The following is a 26,837-nucleotide window of genomic DNA, read 5'->3' on the forward strand; positions in this document are numbered from 1 at the left end:
AGAGCGAGATGACCGATCTTCTTGGATACATGCTCTGGTTTGCGGTGCTGATCGGCCTCGCGGTTCCTGCCGCAGTGTGGATGAACCGCGTCTACGCCGGGGTTCCTGCATTTGCGCGAACCGAAAGGACAATCCTGCGGATGGCGGGCATAGACGGCTCGCGCGGAATGGGATGGGCGGAATACGCGATCGCAGTCCTGATCCTCAACGCCGTCGGCTTCTTCCTGCTTTACGCGATCCTGCGGCTTCAAGGCGTCCTACCCCAGAACCCTGACGGCATCGTCGGAATGTCGCCGGACCTCGCCTTCAACACCGCAATCAGCTTCATCACCAACACCAACTGGCAGGCCTATTCGGGCGAGGCGCAGCTGTCCTACTTCAGCCAGATGGCCGGACTGACCGTGCAGAACTTCCTGTCCGCCGCCACGGGCATGGCGGTAGGCGTCGCCGTGATCCGCGGTTTCACCGAGCCGAAGGGTGCCACGCTTGGTAACTTCTGGACCGACATGATCCGTTCGGTCCTGTGGATCCTCTTGCCGATGTCGGTCCTGCTGGCACTGTTTCTGGCACTTCAGGGGGTTCCGCAGACTTTGCTCGGCGCCATTCAGGCCACGGGCGTCGAAGGGCAGGAGCAGATCATCGCGCGCGGCCCCGCTGCCGCCCAGATCGCCATCAAGCAGCTTGGCACCAATGGCGGCGGCTTCTTTGGCGTGAACTCGGCCCATCCGTTCGAGAACCCGACGATTGCCTCGGATCTCGCCCAGACCTGGGCGATCCTGCTGATCCCGGTCGCATTCTGCTTCCTGTTCGGGATCATGGCCAAGGACCGCCGGCAGGGCGTGGCGATCTTTGCCTCGATGGCGGTGATGTTCGTGATCGGCCTTGCCACGATCCACCTCTACGAAACCTGGGGCAACCCGCTGCTCGGCTCTGGCGCGAACATGGAAGGGAAGGAACAGCGCTTCGGCGCAATGCTGTCCTCGCTCTGGGCCGCCTCGACAACCGCGGCCTCGAACGGTTCGGTCAACGCGATGCATGACAGCTTCATGCCGCTGTCCGGCCTGGTGATGATGGTCTTCATGCAGATCGGCGAGGTGATCTTCGGCGGAGTCGGCGCAGGCCTCTACGGGATGCTTCTCTACGTCGTGCTCGCCGTCTTCCTTGCCGGGCTGATGGTCGGGCGGACACCCGAATATCTGGGCCGCAAGATCGAGGCCCGCGAGGTCACACTCGCGATGCTGGCCTTCCTGTCGATGCCGCTTGGTATCCTTGTCTTCGCGGCGCTGGCCGTGACGGTTCCTGCGGCAACGGCCGCGATCCAGGATGCCGGGCCGCATGGCCTGTCCGAGGCGCTTTACGCCTATTCCTCGGCAACCGGTAACAACGGGTCGGCGTTCGCGGGCTGGGGCGCGGCGCTGCCCTGGCACACGACGGCGATTGGCCTTGTCATGCTGCTGGGCCGTTACGCCATCATCCTTCCGATGCTGGCCATCGCGGGCAGTCTGATCCGCAAGCAGCCCGCCCCGGAAAGCGCCGGGACCTTCCCGACCCACGGACCGCTCTTCGTGACGCTGCTTGTCCTGACTGTCGTGATCCTGGGCGCCTTGACCTTCTTCCCTGTCCTTGCCCTTGGCCCCATCGCGGAAGAAACCGCGCGTTTGGCTGGCCAGACCTTCTGAGAGACGATCATGTCAAAACATCCAATCCTCCGAACTCCGGCAGGTCAGCTTCAGCGCGCCGCGATCCGCGATGCCTTCGTAAAGCTTGACCCGCGGCGGCTGAAATCAAACCCGGTCATGTTCGCAACAGCCGTGACCGCCCTGCTGACGACCGTCCTCGGCCTGCGCGACCTCGTCTCGGGAACTGGTGGCGCGGGAGCCACCCTCCATATTTCGGCTTGGCTCTGGATCGCGGTTCTCTTCGCGAACTACGCCGAGGCACTGGCGGAAGGGCGTGGCCGGGCTCGGGCCGACAGCCTGCGCGCCACCAAGGCCGATACCATGGTTCGCCTGCTCGCCGAGGCGAATACCCCACCCGAGGAAGCGACGATGGTGGCATCTTCGGGCCTTCGAGAAGGTCAGTATGTGCTCGTCACGGCGGGCGACATCATTCCGACCGATGCCGAGGTCGTCCATGGCGTGGCGTCGGTCGATGAAAGCGCGATCACCGGTGAAAGCGCGCCGGTTATACGCGAAAGCGGCGGAGACCGCAGTTCGGTCACGGGGGGGACGCGCATCGTCTCTGACAGCCTTGTGCTGCGCGTGACAGCCGAGCCAGGCAAGAGCTTCCTCGATCGCATGATCGCCCTTGTCGAAGGCGCCGAGCGGCAGAGGACACCAAATGAGATTGCGCTCAACATTCTTCTGGCAGGGCTGACGCTGATCTTCCTGTTCGTGGTCGTGACCCTCGAGCCCTTCGCCAGCTTCTCGGGAGCACAAATTCCCGTCGTCGCGCTGGCCGCGCTGTTCGTGACGCTGATCCCCACGACGATCGGGGCGCTTCTTTCAGCGATCGGTATTGCCGGCATGGATCGGCTCGTGCGGGCCAACGTGATCGCGAAGTCGGGCCGTGCTGTCGAAGCGGCGGGAGATGTCGATACGCTGCTGCTGGACAAGACGGGAACGATCACCTTCGGCAACCGTATGGCGGACGATCTTTTTCCGGCCCCCGGCGTGACACGCGAGGCGCTTGCGGTGGCGGCGGGACTGGCCTCGCTGGCCGACGAGACGCCCGAAGGTAAGTCGGTGACCGAGAAGGCGCGCGAGATCCTTGGCCGCGGGCTTCCCGAAGCACCGGGGGCCGAGGCGGTTCCCTTCACCGCCCAGACCCGCCTGTCTGGCGTGGACCTTCCAGACGGCAGGCGCCTGCGCAAGGGGGCGGTCGATGCGATCATGCGGCTGACCGGGCAAAGCCTTCCAGCGGCGCTTGCCCATTCGGTCGAGACGATTGCCCGCTCGGGTGGCACACCGCTGCTGGTGGCAGAGGATCGCGCCATCCTTGGGGTGATCCATCTGAAGGACATCATCAAGCCCGGCGTTCGCGAACGCTTCGCCGACCTGCGCGCCATGGGCATCCGCACGGTGATGATCACGGGGGACAACCCGCTGACGGCAGCGGCCATCGCGGCCGAGGCCGGGGTGGACGACTTCCTTGCCGAGGCGACGCCGGAGATGAAGCTCGACTACATCCGCAAGGCACAGGCCGGCGGACGGCTGGTGGCGATGTGCGGCGACGGGTCGAACGACGCACCTGCTCTGGCCCAGGCTGATGTCGGGGTGGCGATGAACTCGGGCACGCCAGCGGCAAAAGAGGCCGCGAACCTGATCGACCTCGACAGCGATCCGACAAAGCTGATCGAGGTGGTGATGGTGGGCAAAGGGCTGCTCATCAGCCGCGGGTCGCTTACGACCTTTTCGATCGCGAATGACGTGGCCAAGTACTTCGCCATCCTGCCCGCGATCTTCGTGACTGCCTATCCCGGCCTCTCGGTCCTGAACGTGATGCAGCTCGCTTCGCCCACTTCGGCGATCCTGTCTGCGGTGATCTTCAATGCCCTCATCATCGTGGCGCTGATCCCGCTGGCCCTGCGCGGCGTCAAATATGCCCCGAGCTCGGCGGCGGCCCTCCTGCGGCGCAACCTTCTGGTCTACGGCGCAGGCGGTCTGATCGTGCCCTTCCTCGGCATCAAGGCCGTGGACATGGCGCTGGCAGCGCTGAACCTCGCTTAAGGAGAAAATCATGTTTCTTCAGCAGTTTCGCCCCGCGCTGGTCCTGACCCTGGGATTCACCTTCCTGACCGGCCTCGCCTATCCCCTTGCCATAACCGGGTTCGCGGGACTGGCCTCACCAGAGGCGAGCGAAGGCAGCCTCATCATCTCTGGCAACGAAGTGATCGGCTCGCGACTGATTGCTCAGCCGTTCTCCGGCGCAGGGTATCTGCATCCCCGGCCGTCCGCATCTGGCTGGAATGCAGCGGGGACCTCGGCATCCAACCTGGGTCCGACCTCGGCCAAGCTGATCGCCGATGTGGCGCAACGGCGCGCGGCCTATGAGACCGAGAACGGCCAGCCCGCGCCGATCGACGCGGTTACCGGATCGGCGAGTGGCCTCGATCCCGACATTTCGCCCGAAAACGCGCTTGCGCAGGCAGAGCGCATTGCAAAGGCGCGTGGCGTAGAGGCAGGCGCGGTGCTGGACCTGATCGAGACGCATGTCGAGAGCCCGCTCCTCGGCCTTTACGGCCTGCCGCGCATCAATGTGCTTGAAACCAACCTCGCCCTTGACGCGACCTTCCCCTTGCCCACCCAATCGCCGGGCAACTGAGGAAGCCCATGCCGGAGACCGAGCTGCGCCCCGAGCCGGAGGCCCTGCTGCGTGAAGTCGCTCGCGACGGCCGCGGTCGGCTCAAGGTGTTTCTGGGCGCAGCGCCCGGCGTCGGCAAGACCTATGCCATGCTCGAAGCGGCACGAGCGCGGCGCAACGATGGGGTCGATGTCGTCGCCGCCGTGATCGAGACCCATGGAAGATTGGAGACAGATGCACTGCTGCGCGGCTTCGAGATCATGCCGCGCCGCCCAGTCTATTACCGGGACCGCATCCTGTCGGAGATGGACCTTGACGCCCTTCTTGCCCGCAAGCCCGCCCTCGCCCTGATAGACGAACTCGCCCATACGAATGCGCCGGAGAGCCGCCACGAGAAGCGCTGGCAGGATGTCGAAGAGGTGCTGGACGCCGGGATCGACGTCTATACCACGTTGAATGTCCAGCATATCGAGACGCTGAACGACACCGTCGCCCGCATCACCGGCATCCGCGTCCGTGAGACGGTTCCGGACGCCGTCCTTCAGGCGGCCGACGAGATCGAGCTGGTCGACCTGACGCCCGACGAGTTGATCGGAAGGCTCAAGGCAGGCAAGGTCTATGTCCCGGAACAGGCCGCCCGTGCGACCCAGAACTTCTTTGCAAAAGGCAACCTTACGGCGCTTCGCGAACTTGCCATGCGGGCTGCCGCTGACCGGGTCGACGCCGACCTGCGCGCCCATATGGCCGCGAATGCCATACCCGGCCCTTGGCCGGCACAGGAGCGGATCCTTGTCTGCGTGACGGAAGACCCCTCGACCCGCGACGCGATCCGCATCGCGAAGCGCGCGGCGGACCGGGCGCGGGCAGAATGGATAGTGCTGTCCGTCAGCTCCTCTCACAGCGAAACGATGACCGATGCGGCCAAGGATGCGGTGGCGGCATCCCTGCGGTTGGCACAGAGACTCGGCGCCGAGGTCGCGACGCTTTCCGCCGAGCATGACCGGGCCGAGGAAATCCTCAACTTCGCCCGCCGCCAGAATGTCCGCAGGATCGTGATAGGCCGCCCGCCTGCGCGCGCTTTCTGGCGGGCCGGAAGAAGCCTTGCCGCGACATTGCTTCGCAAGGGCGAGGCATTCGAGATTACACTGACGCCAGCATCAGACGGCACCCGCGCGGCGGGCGGGCTTCGCTGGTCAATCCTGCCTCGTAATCTTGATCTGGCCGGCTATCTGGGCGCGGTGGTAGCAGTGTCGGTCGCCGTTGGTTGCTCTTTTCTCGCCGAGCGTCTGTTTCCCGTTGCGAGCCTGTCGCTGATCTTCATGACGGCGGTCATCACGGTAGCCAGTCGCAGCGGCATGGGTCCAGCCGTACTTGCCTCACTGCTTGGCTTTCTGTGCTACGATTTCTTCTTCGTTGAACCGCGGCTGACCTTCACCATCTACGACCGCAGCGAGCTTCTCACGCTCGGCCTTTTCCTTGCCTCTTCTCTGGTCACCGGAAATCTGGCAGCGCGGCTACGTGCCCGTGGCGCGGCCCAGGGTGCGATAGCGGACCGGACTAACAAGCTCTTCAACTTCGCTGGACGGGCGGCTGCAGCGGCAGGTTTTGACGACGTGGTCTGGGCCTCGGTCAGCCATGTTGCAAGCACATTGGAGGCGGAGTCGATCCTGCTGGCGCCAGACGTAAATGGGGAACTGGTGGTGGTGGGCGGCTTCCCTCCCGAAGACCATATTGAACTGCGGGACCTGTCTGCGGCCCGCTACGCCTGGCAAACTGGCGAGCCAACGGGGCACGGTTCGGACACCTTGCCGGCAGCCCGATGGCTGTTTCTGCCAGTGTCGACCGGCAACCGGACCTTGGCCGTTCTTGGGGTCGCGTTTGCCAATGAACATCGCTTTGCAAGCTTTGACCGACGCTTGCTTGACGCCCTGATCGATCAGATCGCCCTGGCGCTGGAGCGCACCCTGCTGACGGAGGAACTCTCCCAGTCCCGCCTCGCATCGGAGACGGAACGCCTGCGCACCGCGCTGTTGTCATCGGTGAGCCATGATCTGCGAACACCATTGGTTACCATCATCGGGGCAGCCGAGAGCCTGGCCGAGACCCCCTCCCTTGGCGAAACAGCGCGTCACGACCTTGCCGTCAACATCCGCGAAGAGGGAGAGCGGCTGGATCGCTATGTCCAGAACCTGCTCGACATGACCCGACTTGGTCATGGCGCGCTGAGTCCCCGGACCATACCGATAGAGGTCGCGGATGTGATCGGGGCGGCAAGACACCGGTTACGTGGCGTGTTGCGGGATCACCCGGTCGATGTCGAAGTTCCGGAGACCTTGCCGTCGGTCCTGGCTGATCCGGTGCTTACCGAACAGGTCCTCGTCAACGTGCTCGACAACGCGGCAAAGTATGCGCCGACCGGAACGCCGGTGCGCATTTCAGCACGACAGGTCGGAAAGTCGGTAGAGTTGCGGATAGCGGATGGCGGGCGGGGCATTCCCGAAGAAGACCGCGACAAGATCTTCGAAATGTTCTATCGGGTCGAAACCGGCGACCGCCAGCGGGCAGGAACGGGTCTAGGTCTGGCCATATCGCGCGGACTGATCGAGGCACAGAGCGGTTCAATCCGGGCCGAACCGGCCTTGCCCGACGGATCGGGAACGGCGATCCTGATCCGGTTGCCACTTGCTCCACCGGAAGTACTGCCGTGACCGCCCGCATCCTGATTGTCGAGGATGAAGCTCCGATCCGCCGCTTGCTGCGCATCGCCCTCGAGGCCGAGGGGCATCTGGTGGTAGAAGCCTCAACAGCGCGGGAAGGGATTGCCGGTGCCGCCCGCGAGACTCCCTCAGCCATCATCCTCGATCTTGGTCTGCCCGATGCCGACGGCATCACCGTTCTTCAGGCTATCCGCGAATGGTCGACGGTTCCGGTGCTGGTCCTGTCGGTCCGCGCCGACGAAGCCGACAAGGTTGCCGCGCTCGACGCGGGCGCACAGGACTACGTGGTCAAGCCATTTGGCGTGAAGGAGCTGTTGGCGCGGCTTCGTGCCCTGCTCCGCGACCGGTCGGACGAAAACATGGGCAGGTCGGTCATCGAGATCGGCGAGATCCGCATGGACGCAGCGGCGCATACAGCCCATCGAGGTGATGAGGACCTGAAGCTGACTCGTCGGGAGTTCGACCTGCTCTGGATGCTGATGTCGAATGCGGGACGGCTCCTGCCGCAGAATTTGATCCTTCATACAATCTGGGGCCCGGCGCATACGGGGGATGCCCAGTATCTGCGGGTCTATATCCGCCAGCTCCGCGCCAAGATCGGAGACGATGCCAGCAACCCGAGATACATCTTTACCGAGGCTGGCGTGGGCTATCGCTTCGCTGATGCCGATACGGTTCGTGTCAGCCGCTGAGCCGGCACTTCGGCAAGGTCGTAGTCGCAAAAGCGCGCATGAAGGCAGCTTTCCAAGAACGACGCGTTCAGAGGCACCATCTCCCACCGGCCGATGATGCCTGGGGCGATCCTTCCAGATCGATCCGGGAACGGACGGCTTCCAGACTTGTTGGCAAAGCTGGCGGATACCGGAACGAACTGGCTCGGACGGCGACTGGTCAGACAAAAGGGTGCCGTTCGCAAGAAGGCCGGCGATATGGATCAGCGGCCGAGCGTCTGAACCACCAGTTCTGCCGCCGCTGCGCCCGAGAACTGCTGCTGGCCGGTGATCAGGTTGCCGTCGCGGATGGCGAAAGGCTTGAACATCCCGTTCACGACGAAGTTGGTATCGGGGATTTTCCGCGCCTCGTCCTCGATCCAGAAGGGCTGGATCTTCTTCCCGACCCAGGCATCGGCATATGCCTCTTCGGCGTTGGCAAAGCCCGTCCAGGTCTTGCCCTTGACCAGGAGATCTCCATTCGAGAGCCGCGTCTTCAGCAGGATGCAGGTGCCGTGGCAGACGATCGAAACCACCTTGCCCGCCTCGAAGGCGCGCGCGACGAAGCTGTGCAGCGCGACGTCGTCGATCATTGTGACCATGGGTGACTGGCCACCGGCGAGAAAGATTGCGTCATAGGCCGAGAGCTCGACCCCCGCTATCGACCTGGTGCCCTTCAGCAGTGCGGCGTGGGCCGCGGATTTCTTGAAACCAAGCGACAGGATGTCATGCGCGGAGTAGCCGCTTGCATCTTCGGGGTCTGAAAAGCCATCGGCCACCAGATCGCCGCCTTTGGGGCTGACGATCTCGACCTCATATCCTGCCTCGGTGAAGGTCCAGTAGGGATGGGTCAGTTCCGCCCACCAGAAGCCGATCGGCCAGCCCGTTGTGGGAGATGTGCCGGGATTGGCGGCAATCATGAGGATCTTCTTCTTGCCGTGTGTGTCAATGGATGCCGACATTCTTCATTCCTTTTATTGCAATGCTGATTTCGGATCGATGAGTCAGGCCGTTGGTGACGCCGGGCACTTCGGCGGAGCCTCTTGCCCCGGCCGGGCCTGCCAGTGCGGGATGACTGTGGCCGGATCGCTCATGTCTCGATCGCAGGCAGGTCGTACCAGTCGGGCTTCGACTGTTCCCAAAGGTTCTTGATGATCCGCCTGCCCGTCGGCCCGTCGACTAGGCCGGCCGAGATCAGCCAGCGCCCCGCTGCCGTGATTTCCTTTGTCACGCGCGACCCGCAGGTGCCGCAGAAAGCGCGGCGCGAAGCCTCCGAGGATTGGTACCAGACGAGGGCATCTTCGCCGGTGACCTGCATGTCTGAGCGCGGCGCGGCGAGGAAGGCATTGAAGTTGCCGTGCATCTTCTGACAGTCGCCGCAATGGCAGGCCAGGACCCCGGCCGCGCTGGCCGGAACAGCGATCCGTACCTTGCCGCAATGGCAGCTTGCGTGAAGCATCTCGGTCATTTGTCTCTCCTTTCACGACACCGCGGCGAAGGCCCACAGACGGCCCTTGCCGCGCAAGATCGACTGGTTGATCCAGACCATGCCGAAGGGTTCCAGAAGCCGCGATTTCGCAATGTCCCCCGCGTCGAGCGCTTCGAACCCAAGGTCCATCAAGACCCTGCCGACCGCCGCCTTGGCCGCGTTGCTGTTGCCGGCCATGAACATGACTGGGCGGTGCGACAAGTGATCGTTCCTGGCCATGATCTCGGCGCCGACCTGATTGAGGGTCTTGACCACATGCGCACCCGGCAGCCAGCCCTGAACGACCTCGCCGCCGCTCGTTGTGTGCCCGATCGTCAGGCCCAGGGCACCTTCGACCATTCCCAGCGGATTCATGCAGTCGATCACGATCTTGCCCGATAAATCCCCGAGCGCCCTGACCGCCGCCTCTGCGACGTTCCACGGCAGTGCCAGCACGACCAGGTCGGCACCGGCGGCAGCTTCGGCAGGTTCGGCGACGGTAGCGCCCGCTGCCTGGGCGAGTTCCTTAACCTCGGCTCCATGAGGGTCGCGCGCGCCAAGCGCAACCGCGTGCCCCTTGCCCTTCAGCCCCCGCGCAATGGCGCTGCCGACATTGCCCGTCCCGATGATGGCGACCCGCATGGCTTTCCCCTTGCATCGTTCCCTGGGGCAGGGATATGCGGACCATGACTGAAACCAAAACGAATATCGGTCATGTCAGATTTAAGCAAAGCACAACTCAGAAGGTTGGACCTGACCCTGCTTCTGGTGTTTCTCGGGCTGGTGCAGCACCGGAAGGCTGCGACTGTAGCGGCCGAACTTGGTCTGACGCAGTCGGCAATCAGTCAGGCCGTGAAGCGCCTGCGCGATATCTTCGAGGACGATCTGTTCCTGCGCCGGCCACATGGCATGGATCCCACCACGACGGCACTCGCCCTGGAAGCACCGTTGCGGCAGGCGGTCGAAACCCTGCGCGGAGCGCTTGGCACGGCACGTGCCTTTGATCCGACCGAGGCAGAAGGTGTGGTGCGCATTGCTGCAATCGATGCTGAACAGGCGGTGCTGATCCCACCCTTGGCAGCTCGGCTGCGTCAGACGGCACCCGGCCTGCGCCTTTCGGTCCTGCCGCTTGGTCGCACCGACGCAGTCGAGGCGCTGACAGATGGCCGCGCCGATCTGGCGCTCGGATTCATGTGGGACCTGCCCGATGCTATCCTTGGTCAGGTACTCTATCAGGAAGGCTTCCTGGTCGTCGGTCTGCCTCGGTTGTTGCGATCGGCACCGATCATCAGCATAGACGCGTATTGCGCCGCGGATCATGTGCTGGTTTCACCCGCCGGCGACTTGCGCGGCGTGGTCGATCGGCGGCTGGAGGAGATGGGCCGCAGCCGCCGCATCGTGCTTGGCCTTCCAGCCTTCCTGCCGGCGCTCGCCGCCGCAGCGGATTCCGGCGCGCTGCTGACCTTGCCATCTAGGCTCGCCCGCCGGTTTGCACCGGCCTTCGGCCTTGTTACCGCTGAACCACCGATCGCGGTGCGCAGCTTTCCAGTCTCCGTCTTTCGCCACCGCCGCAACGAACGCGACCCAAGGACAGGCTGGATGATGCACCAGTTGGTTGCAGCGATGGCGCAGCAGGCCGCAGAAACCTAGGGGCGGCGTGCCAGCGGCGGCGAAAACGCGCCCCGGCATTGCCGCCATCCTGTCAGACGCGGCCTGCTTGGGCAGGGTCATGCGGCCAAACCTGTGACCGTCCGGCCCTTCTCCCAGGTGAGGTGCCGGATGTAGCGGTCGCAGATGCGGCCATCCTTTAGTGCGAAGAGGTGCAGCCAACCGTTGTCGAACAGCTGGCGCACGCCTTCATGCTTCCGCAGGATGTCGGTCATCGCTTCGACGGGAGCTTCGACCATGACGGAAAGGCGCAGCGCCTCGTGCGCTGGGCGCTCGCCGTCGTTGATCGTCTGGAACGGCAGTCCGGGGCGCAGGCGACCGCCATTGCCTTCGACCACTCCGATTCCGCCCACGACGTTGTGGATGAGCTTGTTGCCGCCGCCAAAGACCTGCGGGGCGACGGTAGAGCCATAGTATTGCAGGCTGATCCAGCTTGCGACGACGACGGGGGCGGTCAGGATCAGTTCGAGCGTCGCAAAGCCCTTGTCCTGACTCCAGTTGTAGCTGTGCAGGAAGGCGCGGCCCTGCAGGTTGCGGCCCGCAGTCGCGCCGCGAGGCGCGGCGATGAATGCCCCGCAACCGGCAAGGCCCCATTCCGGCCGAACCTCGGCCCAGTCCACAGCTCGCTTTGCCAGATCCTCGCCCGTGGCTCCCGGCAGCCGTAGGGCGCGCTCGGCGCGGGCGATCCTGGCGGCAGCACCGAGCCAGACCTCGGCCTGGGCGAAGTCGTCGGAATGGTCCGGGGCGGACGTATCGCGGTAAAGCATGACCTTGTCCGTCACCGTGTCGTGCAGGCCCGCGACGAAGAGGGTGTCTTCGGGCAGGTTCAGACCGAGAGCAGGCAGGCCGGCACGGGTTTCGGTATCGTTCAGAAGCGCCGCAAGCAGGCGGGAGGAGACCTCGCCGGTCTGGCCACAGCAGGCACCGCACTGGTAGGCGCTTTCATGCGGATTGTTCGCGACCTGCGCACCGTGACCGATCAACAGGACCAACCGGGCGTGGCCCTCTGTCAGGCTCATCGCCCGAAGCACTGCGGCCGCCGTCTTTACCTTCTGTTCGGCGGTCAGCCCGCCCTCGAACCGCGGCAGCGGTGCGGGCGTCAGTTGCTCGCCCCCAAGACCAAGGGCATCGCGGATCAGCTTTCCGCCGTAGGTCGGCCCGGCCGCCTCTACAAAGGCGAAGGAGGATACGGCCGCCTGCCGGAACCGCCCCCAGGCGCGCTTGGCGCGAGCCTTGATGCGGATCTCGGTTTCGCGGGTGTCGTCGCCGTGGCTGGTCGAGGTGAGGGTAGGATTCAGCAGCGCGGGCAGATGCGCCTGAAGCTCGTCCGTCCCCGCCGGTCGGTGGGCGACAGGCAGGCCGAAGAAGCCGGCGAAGCCGAGGGTCTCGATCCCTTGGTCCTGATCTTCCAGCGCCCGCCGCAGCACCTCAGAGCGGACGTCGATGCAGAACGCGGCTTGCAGTTTGGCTCGACCCGTCCGCGCGGCAGGACCGGAGAGAAGCATGTCGAGCTTGCGCTGGTGTGCACGTTCGGCGGCGTCCTGCAGCACTGCGTCAAGCGCCTGGTCCGGCGAGGGCATCAAGGGTGCGGCATGGGCCGTGACGGTCTCCTGCCAAGCGGCCTGGACGTCGGGGCAATGGGCCAAGAGCGCCTCTTCCCAGACCATGCGGATCGCCAGAAGGTCTGTCAGCGTGGTGTCGGTCCTGCCGTTCAGTTCCGCCTGCCACAGCAGCCACCGCGCATGCATCGGCCAGCCGCCAAGATCGACAAGCAGCCGGTGGAAGGCGGTCTCCGACGCCTGGGCCGTGAGGCCCAGCCTCTCCGACGCCCGCAGAACGGCGCGGTCGGCGGTATCCGGCGCCTCGGCCACATGGGCGCAGAAGCCGGTCAGGCCGGCGATTTCGGGGGTCAGATCATGCGTCGCCCATTCCCGCCAGGCCGTGAAGGCGCCGTAACCGGGGCGCGGCGTCCAGAGCGCCTGGCCCCGGTCGAAATACCCGGCGGCCCAAAGGCCGAAACTGCGGCTGATAACGGCAGGCCAGTCGGTGCCGGTGGCGCGGGCAACTAGCTCGGCCACCGTCGGCAGCGCCCGAGGCTCTGGCGCAGGGTTGTGCATCCGGGCCTTGAGCCACGCGAGGTCGCGCGGCTTGACTGGCGACGACGAGGCAATCAGAGCGGCGGCAAGGTCATCGTCGGTGATCTCGCCTGCGCTTGCCTTCGCGGCCAGGTCTGCCCGCGGCTGGGTCAGCGCGACGCCCGCGACGCGTGCCAGGCGAGCGGAGGCCTGGGTCAGGTCTTCGCCCGTCTGGCCGAGGAAGGGGTTGACCGCCACGGTCGCATCCAGCGGAAAGGCCGGCGGAATGGCCCGCGCGGCTGCTTCGGCCGCCTGCAGCAATTGCGACGCAAGTGAGGGGGCAGTCTGCGTGTGCTTCATGAACATCTTGGCCTCGTGGGGTCAGAATTTCGGGTGGGTTCAGGGCTTCGCGGCCGTCCGGAAGCCGCCGATCATGCGGTCCAGGAGCGCGTTGAGGTACAGGCCATTGGCAAGATGGACGCGCAGACCGGCGGTCGAGGGGTGGTGCGCCCATAGCGGGAAGAGCGCCTGGGCGAAGGCGACGAGGCCAAAGGAGAGGACAGCAAGGACGATCAGCGCCCATTCCAGCGGACCCGCGACGGGGGCCGCGGGCAGCGACGGCCCCCAGATGGCTTGGGCCACGACCTGGAAGAAGAAGTAAGCCAGCGTGGCGAGCAGCGACGCCGCAGCCGTGCGCCGCGTCAATGCACCCGGGGCGGCATCGGCCAACCCCTGAGCGATGAGGTAAGAGACGCCGAAGATCATCATCGTCCCCAGGGCCAGCGCCTGCGGTGATTTCTCGCCCAGAGTGACCGTGAAGCCTGCCGCGACCGCGACATAGAGGACAAGCGCCAAGGCAAAGGACCGGGCTACAGCGGACAGCCCCGGCACGGCCACCGGTCCGGGTTTGCGGACGCGGTTCACCTCGCGCACCGCCCCACCCGAGGACAGGAACGCGTGTGCCTTGTAGAGCGAGTGGGCGACGATGTGCAGGAGAGCAAGTGCCCAGAGGCCCAGTCCGCACTGCAGCAGCATGAAGCCCATTTGCGCAACTGTCGACCAGGCCAGCGCCGTCTTCACCGCGCTTTGCGTCAGCATCACCAGCGCACCGAACAACGCCGTGAACCCGCCAATGATGACCAAAGCCGCCATCGCACCAGCGCTCTGCTGCAAAAGGCCAGCCAAGGTAATGAGAAGCACCCCGCCCGAGTTGATGATGCCGGCGTGAAGGAGGGCCGAGACTGGGGTTGGCGCCTCCATCACCTCGGTCAGCCAACCATGAAGCGGGAAGGCAGCGGTCTTCAGCGCGGCTGCGAGAACGAGCAGGGCGACGGCCGCTTGAGCCAATGCTGGCAGGCTCGGAGCTGCCGTCAATTCGGCGATCTCGATCGTTCCGAGGCTACGCCACAGCAAGAGAGAGGCAAGGATCAGCGCGATGTCCCCCGCGCCCCAGACGCGGATGAACTTCGTCGCCGCCCGCTGCGCCTCGGGGCGCTCGGGGTAGAAGAGCAGGAGCTGGCGCAGGATGAGCCCAGTCGCAACGAAGCCTATGGTCAGGACCGGCAGGCTGGCCGCCTGAACCAGCAGCAGAACGCAGGCAACGGCTGCGAGCGTCAGGCCGTGAAACCGCCCCTCCCGCGCCTCCCCGTCCAGGTAACGGCGGGCATAACGCACGACAACCCAACCGACGAACGCTACCAGCAGAGCGAGCGTTGCACTGATCGCGTCCAGCCGGAGTAGCCCCAGCCCCGCCAGAGACAGCGTCTTCGGGCCTGACAACCATACCTGCAAGACACTGCCGAGCCCAAGCGCGAGGGCGATCAGGCTGGCGGCCTCCGCCATGGCCGGCAGGCGCCCCGGGCGACGGCCCGAATGGAGGGCAAAGGGCAGGGCAGCGGCCAACAGCACAAGCGGTGCCAGAGAGATCATTGGCAGGGCGATCATGGCATTCTCCGGAATCAGGACCTGACCGGCGATGTAGCGCTTGCCCGACTTCCAGAAAATTACATATAATGAACATAATCGTTCGTTTCTATGGAATATGGCTCAGCTTAACCTCCATCACCTTCGCCTGTTTCGGGCAGTCGCAACCGACGGCACACTGACAGGTGCGGCACGGACGCTGAACCTTTCGCAGTCGGCACTTTCGACGCAACTCAAGGCGCTTGAGGCCTCGTTGGGTCAGGACCTGTTCGAACGTCGTGGCAGGGGCCTGGTGCTGACCGAGGCCGGCCGCATTGCCCTCGACCATGCCGAGGCGATCTTCCGGACCGCCGACGATCTTGCAGCGACCTTGCACGAAACCGGGCGGGCGCGGCGCGCGCTTAGAGTAGGGGCGCTCGCGACCCTGTCGCGCAACTTCCAGATGCAGTTCCTGCGGCCGCTGATCGGTCGGTCAGATGTCGAAGTGGTGCTTCGGTCCGGCTCGCAGGAAGAGCTTCAGCGCGGCCTCGAAGGATTGGCACTCGACGTCATCCTGACCAACGCTGCTCCGGCGCGAGATGCCTCGAGCCATTGGCTTGTCCACCGATTGGACGAACAACCGGTGAGCCTGATCGGGACGCGCGCGCGCGTGGGCTCGGTACCACCGTCTTTGCGCGAACTGCTTGCCTCGCAGCCGTTGATCGCTCCAACGCGCGAAACCGGACTGCGCGCCGCATTCGATGCGCTGGTTGCCCGACTGCAGGTGACACCGATCTATGCGGCCGAAGTAGATGACATGGCAATGATCCGGCTACTGGCACGCGCTGACGCGGGCCTTGCGATCATCCCGCCGATCGTCGTGCGCGACGAACTCTCCTCCGGAATGTTGGTAGAGGCCAGCCGGCTGGATGGAATCGGAGAAACCTTCTTCGCCGTGACAAGGGAACGGCGATTTCCGAATCCGCTGCTGGCGGATGTTTTGCCGGGCTGAGCAGCACTCCATCAACCGCGCACGCCCGATCCGTCTCTTCATGACCGCAGGCCGGGTCAGCGACTACACGGGTGCGGCGGTGAACCGCACCGGGTTTGCTGGAGGCTCCAACTCCTGAGTAGGATGGAGCATCATGAGCAAGACCACGAACAAGTTTTCCCCTGAAGCGCGTGAACGGGCGGTGCGGCGGGCCTTCGACAACGAGGCGCAGCATGGCTCGCGGTGGCAGCCGATCCTGTCGATTGGGGCTGCTTTGACGGCAATCAGCCTTTTGTGGCTTTGGACGGCGCCCTGGCGTCGCTCATCTCATTGGCACAAAGCGACAAAAGCCCGGGCGGAGCCGGGCTTGATGCGGAGGTTTTGTCGCGTTCGGCGAAAGTGGTTGCGGGGGCGCGCAACCGCCGTAAGTTACCCAGTCTTCGGTGCATTTCTTGAAGTCCGATATCGGTCCTTAGCGGACATCCAATACGAAGACGCGAAGGTCGGCTATCCGTTCAGGAAGATCCACGCTGAATGAAGCGACCCGACAGAAAGACGTCGGTCGCATCGCGGCCGCCGTTGTCCAGCACCCGAACAAGGGCGCGCGCCATTTCGGTCACGGGCTGACGATAGGTCGTCAGATCGTATGCGGGTGAGGCTGCAAGGGGCACGTCGTCAAAGCCGGTGACCGCAACATCGGCAGGGACTGAGAGGCCGAGCCGGTGGCGGAGGGCGTCGATTGCGCCAAGCGCTAGAACGTCGTTTTCGCAAACGATGACGTCAGGCCGGACCTGTGAAGGCAAATCCGAAAGGCGTGTGGTCACGGCCTCGCAGGCGAGGGCCATACTGTATTCTGGGACGTGGATCACTGACGGCGGTGGATCGCTGCCCTCCTCGGACCAGACATTTATGAACGTGTCCTTGCGCATCAGTCGCGTTGACTCGGTGTCAGGGCCTGCAAGAAACAGCGGGCGCTTGAAGCCTTTTTCCAAGAGATGCCGCGTAATCTCGGTCATGGCGGCCACGTCATCGCAGCTTATCGAAATGGTTCCGGGCGCGGTGCTCGCGCGCGCGAAGATGATGAGTTGTTTCACGCGCTTCGCACCAAGTGCAGTGCGACGGATACCTTCGTCGAACTGGGTGCCAATGACCACCGCGGCATCGACCCTGCGCTGGCTTGCGGTCAGCAGAGCCTCGGGACCATCACTCTCGCCGAGCATGTTTACGAGGAGGGTTCCGTAGCCTGCCTCGCGCAGGATGCGCGTCAGCCGTTCGAGCATAACCAGCTTGTGCGGGTTGTCGAAATCGTCAACGAGCAGGGCCACAAGGTTTGAGCGGTCCGAGGCCAAGGATGCCGCCAAAAGGTCGGGGACATAACCGAGCTCTGTCGCCGCGGCCATTACTTTTGCGCGGGCCTTGTCCGAGATCACTCCGTCCTTCTTGAAGGCGCGCGCCACCGTCCAGCGCGACACGCCTGCGAGGATGGCGACGTCATCCGCCGTCACGGTTTCAAGGGATTGCTCGGCCATGTTGCTGTCTCCTCCGGTCTGAGACCTTACCGACGAGCATCCCTGAGGCAAGCGGTTCATGACGGCCTGCACACAAAATGCACGCGCGAGCAGAAATTAGTTGCACGCGCGTGCATTCATATGGAATGAATATTCCACGGACCGAAGAATCGGAACGGCATCTACGGGAGGATCACTGATGTTGAAGGTAGGCCTGCTTGGGGCGGGGCGGATTGCTGGTGTCCATGCCACTGCCATTTCCACCAATCCTGGCTCCACCCTCGTTGCGGTGTCGGATATCAACGGGGATGCCGCCGCGAAGCTTGCCGAGCAATACGGGGCCGAGGCGCTGACGACGGATGCGATCCTGAATGATCCCGCCATCGACGCGGTTCTTATCGCCACCTCGACCGACACTCATTCCGACCTGATCGAGCGGTCCACGGCGGCGGGAAAGGCAGTCCTGTGCGAAAAGCCTGTCGATCTGAGCCTCGCCCGCGCGCAGGCCTGCCAAAAGCTGGCGGCCAAGAACGGCAAGCCAGTCATGATCGGCTTCAACCGCCGCTTCGATCCCAACTTCTCGGCCCTGAAAGCTGCCGCCGACAAGGGCGAGATCGGCAAGACCGAACTTCTGTCGATCACCTCGTTCGACCCTGCGCCGCCGCCGGTGGCCTATATCAAGGTGTCGGGCGGTCTTTTCCGCGACATGATGATCCATGATTTCGACATGGCGAATTTCATCATGGGCGCGGCCCCTATCACGGTTTCGGCAGTCGGGACCAGCATCATCGATCCGGCGATTGGCGAGGCGGGCGATGTCGATACGGCAGTCGTCACACTGACCTATGCCGATGGCCGCATCGCGGTAATCAAGAACAGCCGCCGCGCGGTTTATGGCTATGACCAGCGGGTTGAACTTCTGGGATCTGAGGGCCTTCTGCAGGCGCAGAACATGCTGGAAAACACCGTGGTGAAGTCCACGACGGAGGGCGTCACCGGCGCGAAACCCACTTACTTCTTCCTCGAACGCTACATGCCCGCCTACGCAGCGGAGTGGGCGGCCTTCGTGGCGGCGGTGAACGCAGGATCAGCCCTGCCTGTGACGCTGGATGACGGTGTGGCCGCACTGGCGATGGCCGAGGCGGCGACGCAATCGGCAAAGACAGGCAAGCCAGTCGCCCTTTCCGAAGTTCTCGGGGCCTGACCGCCCCTTTCCGTAATCCGGCACTGCCGGACCACGGGCGGCACGGAGAGGCCGCCCCCACCACCAACCTTCCAGGGAGGAAGATCATGAAGAAGCTGATCGCCGGTCTCATGACCGCAACCGCACTGACCGTCGCCGCACCGGTTTTGGCGGCTGACATCATCGTCGTCGCCCATGGCCAGGCCAACGACCCGTTCTGGTCGGTCGTCAAGAACGGCGTCGAGAAGGCTGCCAAGGATACCGGCTCGAATGTAGAGTTCCGCTCGCCCGAAACCTTCGACATGGTCGCCATGTCCCAGATGATCGACGCCGCCGTGAACCAGTCGCCTGACGGGATCGTGGTGTCGATCCCCGATCCTGATGCCCTCGGCCCGTCGATCCAGCGCGCGGTTGCGGCTGGCATCCCCGTCATCTCGATGAACTCGGGTTCGGATGTTTCGAAGTCGCTCGGCGCGCTTCTGCATGTCGGGCAGGATGAGGAATCCGCAGGCCGCGCCGCCGGCGAGAAGTTGGCCGAGATGGGTGGCAAGAAGGGCATCTGCGTCAACCAGGAAGTGGGCAACGTCGCCCTCGATCTGCGCTGCAAGGGCTTCGCGGAAGGCTTCGGTGGCGAAGTGACCGTCCTGCCGACCTCGAATGACCCGACCGAAATCGAAGCCAAGGTCCGCGCAGCGCTGGAATCCGATCCGGCTGTGGACACCGTCATGGCTCTTGGCGCGGGCACTGCGGGTGAGCCGTCCGTTGCCGCCGTTAAGGCGCTTGGCAAGTCGGACGCGATCCGCGTCGCGACCTTCGACCTGTCTGCCAGCTTCCTTGAGTCGGTCAAGGCAGGCGATGCGGCCTTCGCGATCGACCAGCAGCAGTTCCTGCAGGGCTACCTGCCGGTGGTCTTCCTGTCGCTCTATGCCGATTACGGCCTCATGCCGGGCGGCAATGTTCCCTCGGGTCCGAACCTGATCACCGCCGACAAGGCCGGTCAGGTCGTCGAACTGTCCGCTCAGGGTATCCGCTGAACGGCGGAAAAGACTGGGGGCGGCGATCATCGCCGTCCCTTCTACGACGGGGAGGAAAGACCATGACTGACACATCCGGCAGCCCGTCTGCCGACGAACGCATCAAGGCCGAACCGCTGTTTGCGCGGCTGATGAAGCGGCCCGAGCTGGGGGCGATTGCGGGACTGGTCCTCGTCACCGTGTTCTTTCTTGCCACGGCAAGCGACGCGATGTTCTCTCTCTCGGGGATCCTGAACTTCCTGAGCCCAGCCGCGCAACTTGGCATCCTGGCAATCGCGGCAGCGCTTCTGATGATTGGGGGCGAGTTTGATCTGTCGATCGGCTCCATGGTCGCATTTGCGGGGATGATCTTCGGGGCGCTGGTGGTGAACCTTGGTTTGCCGTTAATCGTGGCAGTCCCCCTAACCCTGCTCTTCGCCGCCGGGATCGGTGCGGCCAACGGGGCAATCGTCCTGCGCACTGGATTGCCCTCCTTTATCGTCACGCTGGCGGGGCTTTTCATGCTGCGCGGCCTGTCCTTGGTCGGGCTGAAATGGCTGACGGGAGGATCCACCCAATTGCGCGGTATCCGGGAAGCAGTGGGTGACGATTTTCTTGCGCCGCTCTTTTCTGGCGACGCTTTTGGCGGTCTGTTTGCCTGGCTCGCGGCTTCAGGGCTTATTGAAAGCTTCGACAACGGCGCAGCCAAGGTGCCCGGTATTCCGGTTGAAATCCTCTGGTTTATCGGACTGGCGCTCGCCGCCACTTGGGTGCTGCTCCGCACGCCTGCCGGCAACTGGATTTTCGCCGCCGGAGGTGATGCGAACGCCGCGTCCAATTCGGGCGTGCCCGTCCGCAAGGTCAAGATCGCTCTGTTCATGCTGACCGCGGCCTGCGCTGCTCTTCTGGCTATCATGCAGGTGATGGACGCGGGTTCGACCGATGCACGGCGCGGGTTCCAGAAGGAGTTCGAGGCGATCATTGCGGCGGTGATCGGGGGGTGCCTGCTGACCGGCGGATACGGGTCCGCCATTGGTGCCTTCTTCGGGTCGGTCATCTTCGGAATGGTCGTGATTGGGCTGACCTACACGGACTTTGATCAGGATTGGTTCCAGGTTTTTCTCGGTGGGATGCTGCTTCTGGCCGTGATCTTCAACAACGCCATCCGCAAGCGTGTCACGGGAGAGCGCTGAGATGTCTGAACCCATCATCCGACTCGAAAACATCGAAAAACACTTCGGCAATGTCATAGCTCTGAACGGCGTAAGCTTTGATGTTCGACCGGGCGAATGCCACTGCCTGCTCGGCGACAACGGTGCGGGGAAATCGACCTTCATCAAGACGATGTCGGGCGTCCACCGTCCCACCAGAGGAACAATCACGTTTGAAGGCCGCCCGATGTCGTTTGCCAGCCCACGCGAGGCGATGGAGGCGGGGATCGCGACCGTGTTCCAAGATCTTGCAATGATCCCGCTGATGAGCGTTGCGCGGAACTTCTTCATGGGTCGTGAACCGACGCTGGGTTGGGGACCAACCAAGCGTTTCGATGTCGAGAAGGCCAACGCAATAACGATGGCGGAGATGCGCAGGATGGGCATCAACCTGCGTGGCCCGGATCAGGCCGTCGGCACCCTATCGGGCGGCGAACGCCAGACGGTAGCCATAGCCCGCGCTGTCCATTTCGGCGCGAAGGTTCTAATACTCGACGAGCCGACATCGGCTCTGGGCGTGCGCCAGACGGCAAATGTGCTCGCCACGATCGACAAAGTGCGGTCGCAGGGTGTGGGCGTCGTCTTTATTAGCCACAATGTCCGCCATGCCCTTGCCGTCGGTGACCGCTTCACTGTTCTGAACCGTGGCAAGACGCTGGGAACCGCCAAGCGCGGCGAGATCACCTCGGAGCAGCTTCAGGATCTCATGGCCGGTGGTCAGGAACTCGCCCAGTTGGAATCCACGCTCGGCGGCACCGTCTGACGTTCTCCCTGCTGGAACTTCTCCACGGTTCTGGCCTCGGGTGGTCCGGTTTCACGCCGGACCACCCACCAATTCTTTTTCTCCTGAGGAACTGCTGCGATGACCTTCCAACTTGCCGCCTGCGCTGAAATGCTGTGGCGCGACCGCCCGATCGACTGGCGGGCGAGCCGCCTAAAAGAGATGGGTTTCGGCGTGGGCCTGTGGAACTGGCCTGCCCATGATCTGGACGCATTGGAGCGGACGGGGGCGACCTTCACGATCATGAACGGCTATCTGGAGGGGCGTCTTGCCGATGCCGAAGGCGCGAAAGCGCTGTTGCGGTCGGCGCGCGAAACTGCGGCGGTCGGCAAACGCCTTGGCGTCCACCGCCTGAACCTTCATGGAACGGGTCTGGGCGACATGGGCATTCCGATTCCGCAAATGGGGTCGCACGCACCCGGCGCAGCACAGCGCGCGCAGGACACACTCCACCGTATCTGCGATCTGGGAGAAGAGATGGGTGTGGTGTTCACGCTGGAAAACCTGAACCCCATCGACCATCCAGGCTGCCCCTTCGGATCGACCGAGGCCGTCCTGTCGCTGGTCGCCGCCGTCGACCGTCCACAACTGCGCATCAATCTCGATTTATACCACACCCAGATCGGGGAAGGTGATCTGATCCGCTGGTGCAAGGCCTGCTTGCCGTGGATCGGCGAGGTTCAGGTGGCCGATAATCCTGGCCGCTGCGAGCCGGGGACAGGCGAGATCAACTACCGTGGCGTGGCAACCGCCTTGAAAGCGATTGGATACTCGGGTCCTGTCGGCATGGAGGCCTTTGCCGCAGGCGAAGAGGACATTGCGCTGGAGGCTTTCAGGAACGCATTTTCAGTATGACAGAATGAAGCGGCCGTTCGCCAGATTTGCCCAATGGCCGCTTCCCGCCCTAACCAGACACCGTGCTACATCGCTAAGCAAACCGGATCGAGCGGGCCATGCTCGGCAAATGAAGCGCAAATCCTGCCCCCTCAACCAAAATTATGCCAATATATCATATATTTGAACGGAGCCCCTCGGAACGATTCATGCGCTCAGAAATCCCTGTCAGTGTGATTAGCCGTTCGACAAGTCATCTCCGCAGAGATTGCGTCGTCCAGCTCGCCCTAACTATTCCAAGGCGCTCCAGCCAAACAGTTAGCATTCGGAAGCCTCATTGACGCCTACGGCCCTTAGCGTTGCTGTGTCGCCCCGGATGCTGATTACCGCATTCTCCGAGGCGGCCGAACGACTAGCACGGCGGCGAACTTCCGGAGATGATGGTAAGTTAAGGGCACAGACAAACGCCATTCGCACAGGCTAGTTTCAACACGCCAACTCCAAGGGGGGCCCGGCAAATGACCGCCGCCAGCCTGCAACGCGGAATCCGCGAGAACCGCGGCCAGGTCGCCCACCAACTGATTCAAGTAATGCTGGTGGGCTTTGCCCTCGGCATGACGCGTACGGTCGTGCCGGCGCTCGCAGAAACCGAGTTCGGGCTGGCGCGCGGATCGTTCCTGCTGCTCGCGTCCTTCGTCGTGGCCTTTGGCGCGGTGAAGGCGGTGATGAACTTCGTGGCCGGGCGTTGGTCAGAGCGGATCGGGCGCAAACGGGTGCTGGCTGTGGGCTGGGTCGTGGCGCTGCCGATCCCGGTGATGATCTGGGCCGCCCCAGACTGGAACTGGATCGTCTCGGCGACCGTGCTGCTGGGTGTCAATCAAGGGCTCTGCTGGTCGATGACGCAGACCGCGAAGCTCGACATCACCAAGGCCGAGGAACGCGGGCTCACCATGGGGCTGAACGAATTCTCCGGCTATGTCGGCGTGGCGATCGCGGGCATCCTGACCGCCTATGCCGCCGAGGCCTTGGGCGCGCGGACGGGGCTTCTGGTCTTTGGTATGGCCGTGATCCTGCTGGCGCTGGTGCTGACGGTTGTCTGGGTCAAGGACACGCTGCCATGGGCGAAGGCAGAAACTGCCGCGCACAAGGCCGCGCCGCCGAAATCCCTGCCGCGTTATCCGAAGGGCTTCTCGGAACACCCGACGACCCGCGAGGTTTTCGCACTGATGAGCTGGCGCGACCGGCGGCTCTTCGCGATCTCCCAGGCCGGGCTGGTCGAGAAGTTCGTCGATGCGCTGGTCTGGGCGCTGTTCCCGGTCTTCCTTGTGACCCAAGGCGCGACCATGACCGAGGTCGGCTGGATCGTCGGCACCTACGGTTTTGTCTGGGGCGGCTCGCAGCTCTTCACCGGGCGGCTGTCGGACCATGTTGGCCGGTTCTGGCCAAACGTGCTCGGCATGTGGATCTGTGGCGCGGGCGTGGCGATGGTGGTCATGGGCACGGGCGCGCTCTGGTGGTCGGTCTCGGCCGGAGTTGCGGGCTTTGGCATGGCGCTCCTCTATCCGAACCTCTCGGCGGCGGTGGCCGACATCACCCCGCCCGCCTGGCGCGGCTCGGCCATCGGCATCTACCGTTTCTGGCGCGACCTCGGCTACGCTATCGGCGCGCTCGGCCTCGGGCTTGCGGCCAACCTGACCGGCGCTGCGGAAGCCGCCTTCTGGTTCGTCGCGATCTCCATGTTCGTCTCCGGCGGCCTGCTGTTCTGGCTGTCTGAGGAGACGCATCCGCGCCTGAACCCCGCGACTGACGGAGCAACCCCATGAAACACCTGATCCTTCTGAACGACCCGCCCTATGGCACCGAGCGCAGCTTCAACGGCTTGCGCATGGCCCACGCTCTGGCCAAGAACGACCCTGAGGCCGAGATCACCGTCTTCCTCATGGCCGACGCGGTGCTCTGCGCCAAGGCGGGGCAGAAGACGCCGGACGCCTACTACAACCTCGAACGGATGCTCCGCCGTGTCCTCACCGCTAAGGGACGTGTCTTGATGTGCGGCACCTGCATGGATGCGCGCGGCCTCGCCGAGGGCGACATCATGGAAGGCGCGACTCGCTCAACCATGGACGAACTCGCCCAGGCGACGCTCGCCGCCGACAAGGTTCTGATGTTCTGATGGCCGGGATGCTGACGCTCGCCGCCCTCGCGGACGACCCGGAACGCTTCCACCTGATCGACGTCGGCGATGCCGAAGACTACGTCGCCACCCAGGTGACGGGCGGCATACCCCGCTGGCCGAACTCGAAGACCGGGCGAGTGAAATCCCTGCCGACAAGACGTCCATGATCATCTGCGGCAAGGGTGGCGGGCGGTTGGCAGAGGGCGCGGCGATCCTGAACAGGCTCAGCCACCCGGACGCCCTCTGGCTCGAAGGCTGCACGACCGGCTGGCTCGCGAGGGACACCTGAATACCAAGAGGCCCGAGTGAAGGAGACCCAGAATGCTTCTGCAACGACCTTTGGCGGCAGCGACTGTCGCGTTTGGCCTGCAAACAGCGTTGGCGCTGACAAAGATCACCGCCTACAAGCCTTAAGCTCTCAATCCAACGGTTGAGTGTTGCCCCGTCAGACTGACCCGACAGGAAGAGCTATGCCTGATGCCACACTGCCGCTACCGCCGATCTTGTCAGAAAAAGGTCACGACGCCCCATCGGCCTTCACACCCGAAAGCCTGCTGCGCGAGGCGCGCCGTCAGAAGGGCGCGGAGGCCGTCGCGGTGCCGAAGGTCTGTTTGCTTGACCCCGACGGCGACATCGTGCGTCAACTCCGCGCAGAGGGTCGTGTGCGACGGCACGAAGGATGGGTCTGCTAACACACGGACATGTGGGTGTTCGATCTGAAGGGCCACGAGATCGGCGTCGTGGGCTGCGCTGTCGGCGCTTCCTTCGCTGTGCTCGTCGCCGAGGAGATGTTCGCCTCGGGATGCGACCTCCTGATCAGCTTCATCTCCTCGGGACAGATCACGCCGCAGGGCGCACCGCCGTATTTTATCCTGATCGACCGGGCGCTGCGCGACGAGGGCACAAGCTATCACTACCTTCCGCCCTCGGACTGGAGCACCGCGCCCGAGCATCTTCTTTCGCGGCTGGATGGCGCGTTCGAGGGCGGTCCCCGCGTACTCACCGGCGCGACGTGGACGACCGATGCACCCTTCCGCGAGACGGAGGCCGCCATCGCTGCGGCGCGATCACGAGACATTCTGGCGGTCGAGATGGAAGCGGCCGGACTCTATGCATTCGCTCGGGCCCGGGATCGGGACGTCATATGCCTCGCCCATGTGACGAACCAGATGGGTACCATCGAAGGCGACTTCGAGAAGGGCGAGGCGAACGGCACGGCCGATGCCTTGGCGGTGGTGTCGCGGATTCCCGGCAGAGTCGGCTGACCGGCTTATCCCACCCGCGCCAAGTCGATCCCGCTGAGTGCCGCAACGATCACAACGCCCCAGGGCTGCATCTTCCAAGCCATCAGCAGCACAAAGCAAGCCAAGGCCAACGTGAAATTGCTCATGTCGCCAATAGCGCTGGTGAAGACCGGCGAATATCAGCCGCCAATTCAACCAGGGCAGACCCCCATTTCGCCTTTCGTGCCGGTCCCGCGCTTTCAGCGTGCCGCATGACCCCAGGTAGTTGAACGGTTCCATGCGACAGCTGTTCAGAACCTTTGGCTGACGGCTCGGTCTGAAGGGATTGGTATGGATTGGGTCAGTATCTTTCGGTCGGGGGCGTTAAGCGATATCCTTAGCTTGCCAGAAAGCGTTGTTGCCGTGGCTTGGCTTTGCCTTGGATACGTCGAAAAGCTTTACGACCAGCCCGAATTGGCGGCGAAGGGTTGGGCAAGCCGCCTGCCGCTTGAGCAGTTGATCTATCACGACGCCTGGGGTCAGTGCGAGGGGGCACGGGACGTCACGTCAGACGTGACGCCGCCTGCTTGGTAGGATCGCGGCAGGGAGCGCCCCTGCGCCCGTCTGTCAGACGTAAAACAATGGCGTGGCCAGGCCGCATGGCACCCTGTGAAAGGATTGCCTTCTGTCATGCGCGACTGGCCTTTTCCCTTGCCGCCACGAAGCTGATCGCCACCCAGATCGCAAGGCGCAGTGCCATCGCACCCATCGTCCGCGCCTCGTATGCTGTCCCGCGCCAGACCTCCCAGAGAAACACCGCAAAGATCGCTCCTGTCGCGAGGGTGATGGCGATGGCGAGGCCGGTTGCCCAGCCGGTCCGATACCAAAGCCCCAGACCCGCGATGATGTAGGCAAACCCTGCCAGGAAGTTGAACCACAGAACGAACAGGACGACGGCCCCCATGTCGGCGCCACCAAAAAGGGCGCGGCCTCCAGAAACGATGGTCAGGAGACCGAAGACGATTGCGAAAACGGCGACGGCCGTCAGGGGCTTGCTGCGGGCGGGCATGGCCTT

General features: G+C 64.0%; 25 protein-coding genes and 2 pseudogenes. 20 read left to right on the forward strand and 7 right to left on the reverse strand.

All coding sequences use genetic code 11. The features are described from left to right. Positions 1-8 precede the first annotated feature (8 nt). The 5 genes from kdpA to L0V05_RS18090 are packed head-to-tail and all read left to right on the forward strand — an operon-like array spanning position 9 to position 7,711. Entirely contained in the window at positions 9-1,679 is a 1,671-nt protein-coding gene (kdpA, locus tag L0V05_RS18070; RefSeq protein WP_234872877.1) for a potassium-transporting ATPase subunit KdpA, read from the forward strand. Between the two features lie 9 nt (positions 1,680-1,688). After that, the gene (gene kdpB / locus L0V05_RS18075) at positions 1,689-3,728 is read left to right on the forward strand and encodes a potassium-transporting ATPase subunit KdpB (RefSeq protein ID WP_234872878.1); all 2,040 of its coding nucleotides are present in this window, start codon (positions 1,689-1,691) and stop codon (positions 3,726-3,728) included. Between the two features lie 10 nt (positions 3,729-3,738). Continuing rightward, a complete protein-coding gene (gene kdpC, locus L0V05_RS18080) occupies positions 3,739-4,323 on the forward strand; it encodes a potassium-transporting ATPase subunit KdpC (RefSeq protein WP_234872879.1) in 585 nt (194 codons plus the stop codon). Positions 4,324-4,331: 8 nt separating this feature from the next. Next, positions 4,332-7,010, forward strand: a complete 2,679-nt coding sequence (locus tag L0V05_RS18085; RefSeq protein WP_234872880.1) for a sensor histidine kinase — start codon at positions 4,332-4,334, stop codon at positions 7,008-7,010. Next, on the forward strand, positions 7,007-7,711 hold the full coding sequence (locus L0V05_RS18090; RefSeq protein ID WP_234872881.1) for a response regulator: 705 nt from the start codon (positions 7,007-7,009) through the stop codon (positions 7,709-7,711). The genes L0V05_RS18085 and L0V05_RS18090 overlap by 4 nt, the downstream gene beginning before the upstream one ends. Before the next feature lie 242 nt (positions 7,712-7,953). On the opposite strand, the gene L0V05_RS18095 is transcribed toward L0V05_RS18090, so the two are convergent. From L0V05_RS18095 to L0V05_RS18105, 3 genes are all read right to left on the reverse strand, one after another. After that, entirely contained in the window at positions 7,954-8,691 is a 738-nt protein-coding gene (locus L0V05_RS18095; RefSeq protein WP_234872882.1) for a type 1 glutamine amidotransferase domain-containing protein, read from the reverse strand. A 128-nt stretch (positions 8,692-8,819) separates the two neighbouring features. Further along, complete coding sequence (locus L0V05_RS18100) at positions 8,820-9,197, reverse strand: GFA family protein (protein WP_234872883.1); 378 nt, start codon at positions 9,195-9,197, stop codon at positions 8,820-8,822. Between the two features lie 12 nt (positions 9,198-9,209). Continuing rightward, on the reverse strand, positions 9,210-9,839 hold the full coding sequence (locus L0V05_RS18105; protein WP_234872884.1) for an NADPH-dependent F420 reductase: 630 nt from the start codon (positions 9,837-9,839) through the stop codon (positions 9,210-9,212). A 105-nt stretch (positions 9,840-9,944) separates the two neighbouring features. On the opposite strand from L0V05_RS18105, the gene L0V05_RS18110 reads away from it, so the two are divergent. Next, positions 9,945-10,847, forward strand: coding sequence for a LysR family transcriptional regulator (locus tag L0V05_RS18110; RefSeq protein ID WP_234872885.1), 903 nt, complete (start codon positions 9,945-9,947; stop codon positions 10,845-10,847). A gap of 77 nt (positions 10,848-10,924) precedes the next feature. Here L0V05_RS18110 and L0V05_RS18115 read toward each other — a convergent pair whose 3' ends face one another. Next, positions 10,925-13,306, reverse strand: coding sequence for a YbcC family protein (locus L0V05_RS18115; protein ID WP_406565985.1), 2,382 nt, complete (start codon positions 13,304-13,306; stop codon positions 10,925-10,927). Between the two features lie 33 nt (positions 13,307-13,339). After that, the gene (locus tag L0V05_RS18120; protein ID WP_234872887.1) at positions 13,340-14,884 is read right to left on the reverse strand and encodes a proton-conducting transporter transmembrane domain-containing protein; all 1,545 of its coding nucleotides are present in this window, start codon (positions 14,882-14,884) and stop codon (positions 13,340-13,342) included. 97 nt (positions 14,885-14,981) lie between these two features. On the opposite strand from L0V05_RS18120, the gene L0V05_RS18125 reads away from it, so the two are divergent. Continuing rightward, positions 14,982-15,854 (forward strand): LysR family transcriptional regulator, encoded by an 873-nt coding sequence (locus tag L0V05_RS18125; RefSeq protein WP_234872888.1) that lies wholly within the window; start codon positions 14,982-14,984, stop codon positions 15,852-15,854. A gap of 133 nt (positions 15,855-15,987) precedes the next feature. Then, positions 15,988-16,110: pseudogene (locus L0V05_RS18130) on the forward strand (IS3 family transposase); the annotation flags it as partial. Between the two features lie 238 nt (positions 16,111-16,348). On the opposite strand, the gene L0V05_RS18135 reads toward L0V05_RS18130, so the two are convergent. Continuing rightward, positions 16,349-17,362, reverse strand: coding sequence for a LacI family DNA-binding transcriptional regulator (locus L0V05_RS18135; RefSeq protein WP_234872889.1), 1,014 nt, complete (start codon positions 17,360-17,362; stop codon positions 16,349-16,351). A 178-nt stretch (positions 17,363-17,540) separates the two neighbouring features. On the opposite strand from L0V05_RS18135, the gene iolG reads away from it, so the two are divergent. The 12 genes and pseudogenes from iolG to L0V05_RS20585 form a co-directional block, all read left to right on the forward strand. Beyond that, entirely contained in the window at positions 17,541-18,545 is a 1,005-nt protein-coding gene (iolG, locus tag L0V05_RS18140) for an inositol 2-dehydrogenase (protein WP_234872890.1), read from the forward strand. An 86-nt stretch (positions 18,546-18,631) separates the two neighbouring features. Continuing rightward, positions 18,632-19,558 (forward strand): sugar ABC transporter substrate-binding protein, encoded by a 927-nt coding sequence (locus L0V05_RS18145; protein WP_234872891.1) that lies wholly within the window; start codon positions 18,632-18,634, stop codon positions 19,556-19,558. 62 nt (positions 19,559-19,620) lie between these two features. Beyond that, on the forward strand, positions 19,621-20,730 hold the full coding sequence (locus tag L0V05_RS18150; protein ID WP_234872892.1) for an ABC transporter permease: 1,110 nt from the start codon (positions 19,621-19,623) through the stop codon (positions 20,728-20,730). A gap of 1 nt (position 20,731) precedes the next feature. Next, a complete protein-coding gene (locus tag L0V05_RS18155; protein WP_234872893.1) occupies positions 20,732-21,511 on the forward strand; it encodes an ATP-binding cassette domain-containing protein in 780 nt (259 codons plus the stop codon). 99 nt (positions 21,512-21,610) lie between these two features. Then, entirely contained in the window at positions 21,611-22,384 is a 774-nt protein-coding gene (locus L0V05_RS18160) for a TIM barrel protein (RefSeq protein WP_234872894.1), read from the forward strand. Between the two features lie 497 nt (positions 22,385-22,881). Beyond that, positions 22,882-24,186: an MFS transporter gene (locus tag L0V05_RS18165; protein ID WP_234872895.1), complete on the forward strand. Its 1,305-nt coding sequence runs from the start codon at positions 22,882-22,884 to the stop codon at positions 24,184-24,186. Beyond that, on the forward strand, positions 24,183-24,536 hold the full coding sequence (locus tag L0V05_RS18170) for a DsrE/DsrF/TusD sulfur relay family protein (RefSeq protein WP_234872896.1): 354 nt from the start codon (positions 24,183-24,185) through the stop codon (positions 24,534-24,536). Before L0V05_RS18165 ends, L0V05_RS18170 begins: the two co-directional genes overlap by 4 nt. After that, positions 24,536-24,706, forward strand: a complete 171-nt coding sequence (locus tag L0V05_RS18175) for a hypothetical protein (protein WP_234872897.1) — start codon at positions 24,536-24,538, stop codon at positions 24,704-24,706. The genes L0V05_RS18170 and L0V05_RS18175 overlap by 1 nt, the downstream gene beginning before the upstream one ends. Continuing rightward, positions 24,703-24,828 carry a hypothetical protein gene (locus L0V05_RS20580; RefSeq protein WP_255683832.1) on the forward strand — a complete coding sequence of 42 codons (126 nt, stop codon included), beginning with the start codon at positions 24,703-24,705 and terminating at the stop codon, positions 24,826-24,828. The genes L0V05_RS18175 and L0V05_RS20580 overlap by 4 nt, the downstream gene beginning before the upstream one ends. A 181-nt stretch (positions 24,829-25,009) precedes the next feature. Beyond that, positions 25,010-25,231, forward strand: coding sequence for a pyridoxamine 5'-phosphate oxidase family protein (locus L0V05_RS18180; protein ID WP_234872898.1), 222 nt, complete (start codon positions 25,010-25,012; stop codon positions 25,229-25,231). 15 nt (positions 25,232-25,246) lie between these two features. Next, the gene (locus L0V05_RS18185) at positions 25,247-25,804 is read left to right on the forward strand and encodes a nucleoside phosphorylase (protein ID WP_234872899.1); all 558 of its coding nucleotides are present in this window, start codon (positions 25,247-25,249) and stop codon (positions 25,802-25,804) included. A 270-nt stretch (positions 25,805-26,074) separates the two neighbouring features. Next, a pseudogene (locus tag L0V05_RS20585) lies at positions 26,075-26,356 on the forward strand (nitroreductase family protein); the annotation flags it as partial. A gap of 94 nt (positions 26,357-26,450) precedes the next feature. Here the strand turns inward: L0V05_RS20585 and L0V05_RS18200 are convergent. Further along, positions 26,451-26,831: a hypothetical protein gene (locus L0V05_RS18200; RefSeq protein WP_234872900.1), complete on the reverse strand. Its 381-nt coding sequence runs from the start codon at positions 26,829-26,831 to the stop codon at positions 26,451-26,453. Positions 26,832-26,837 lie beyond the last annotated feature (6 nt).

It is taken from the genome of Alitabrizicola rongguiensis, assembly GCF_021491355.1.
GTDB lineage: Bacteria > Pseudomonadota > Alphaproteobacteria > Rhodobacterales > Rhodobacteraceae > Aliitabrizicola > Aliitabrizicola rongguiensis.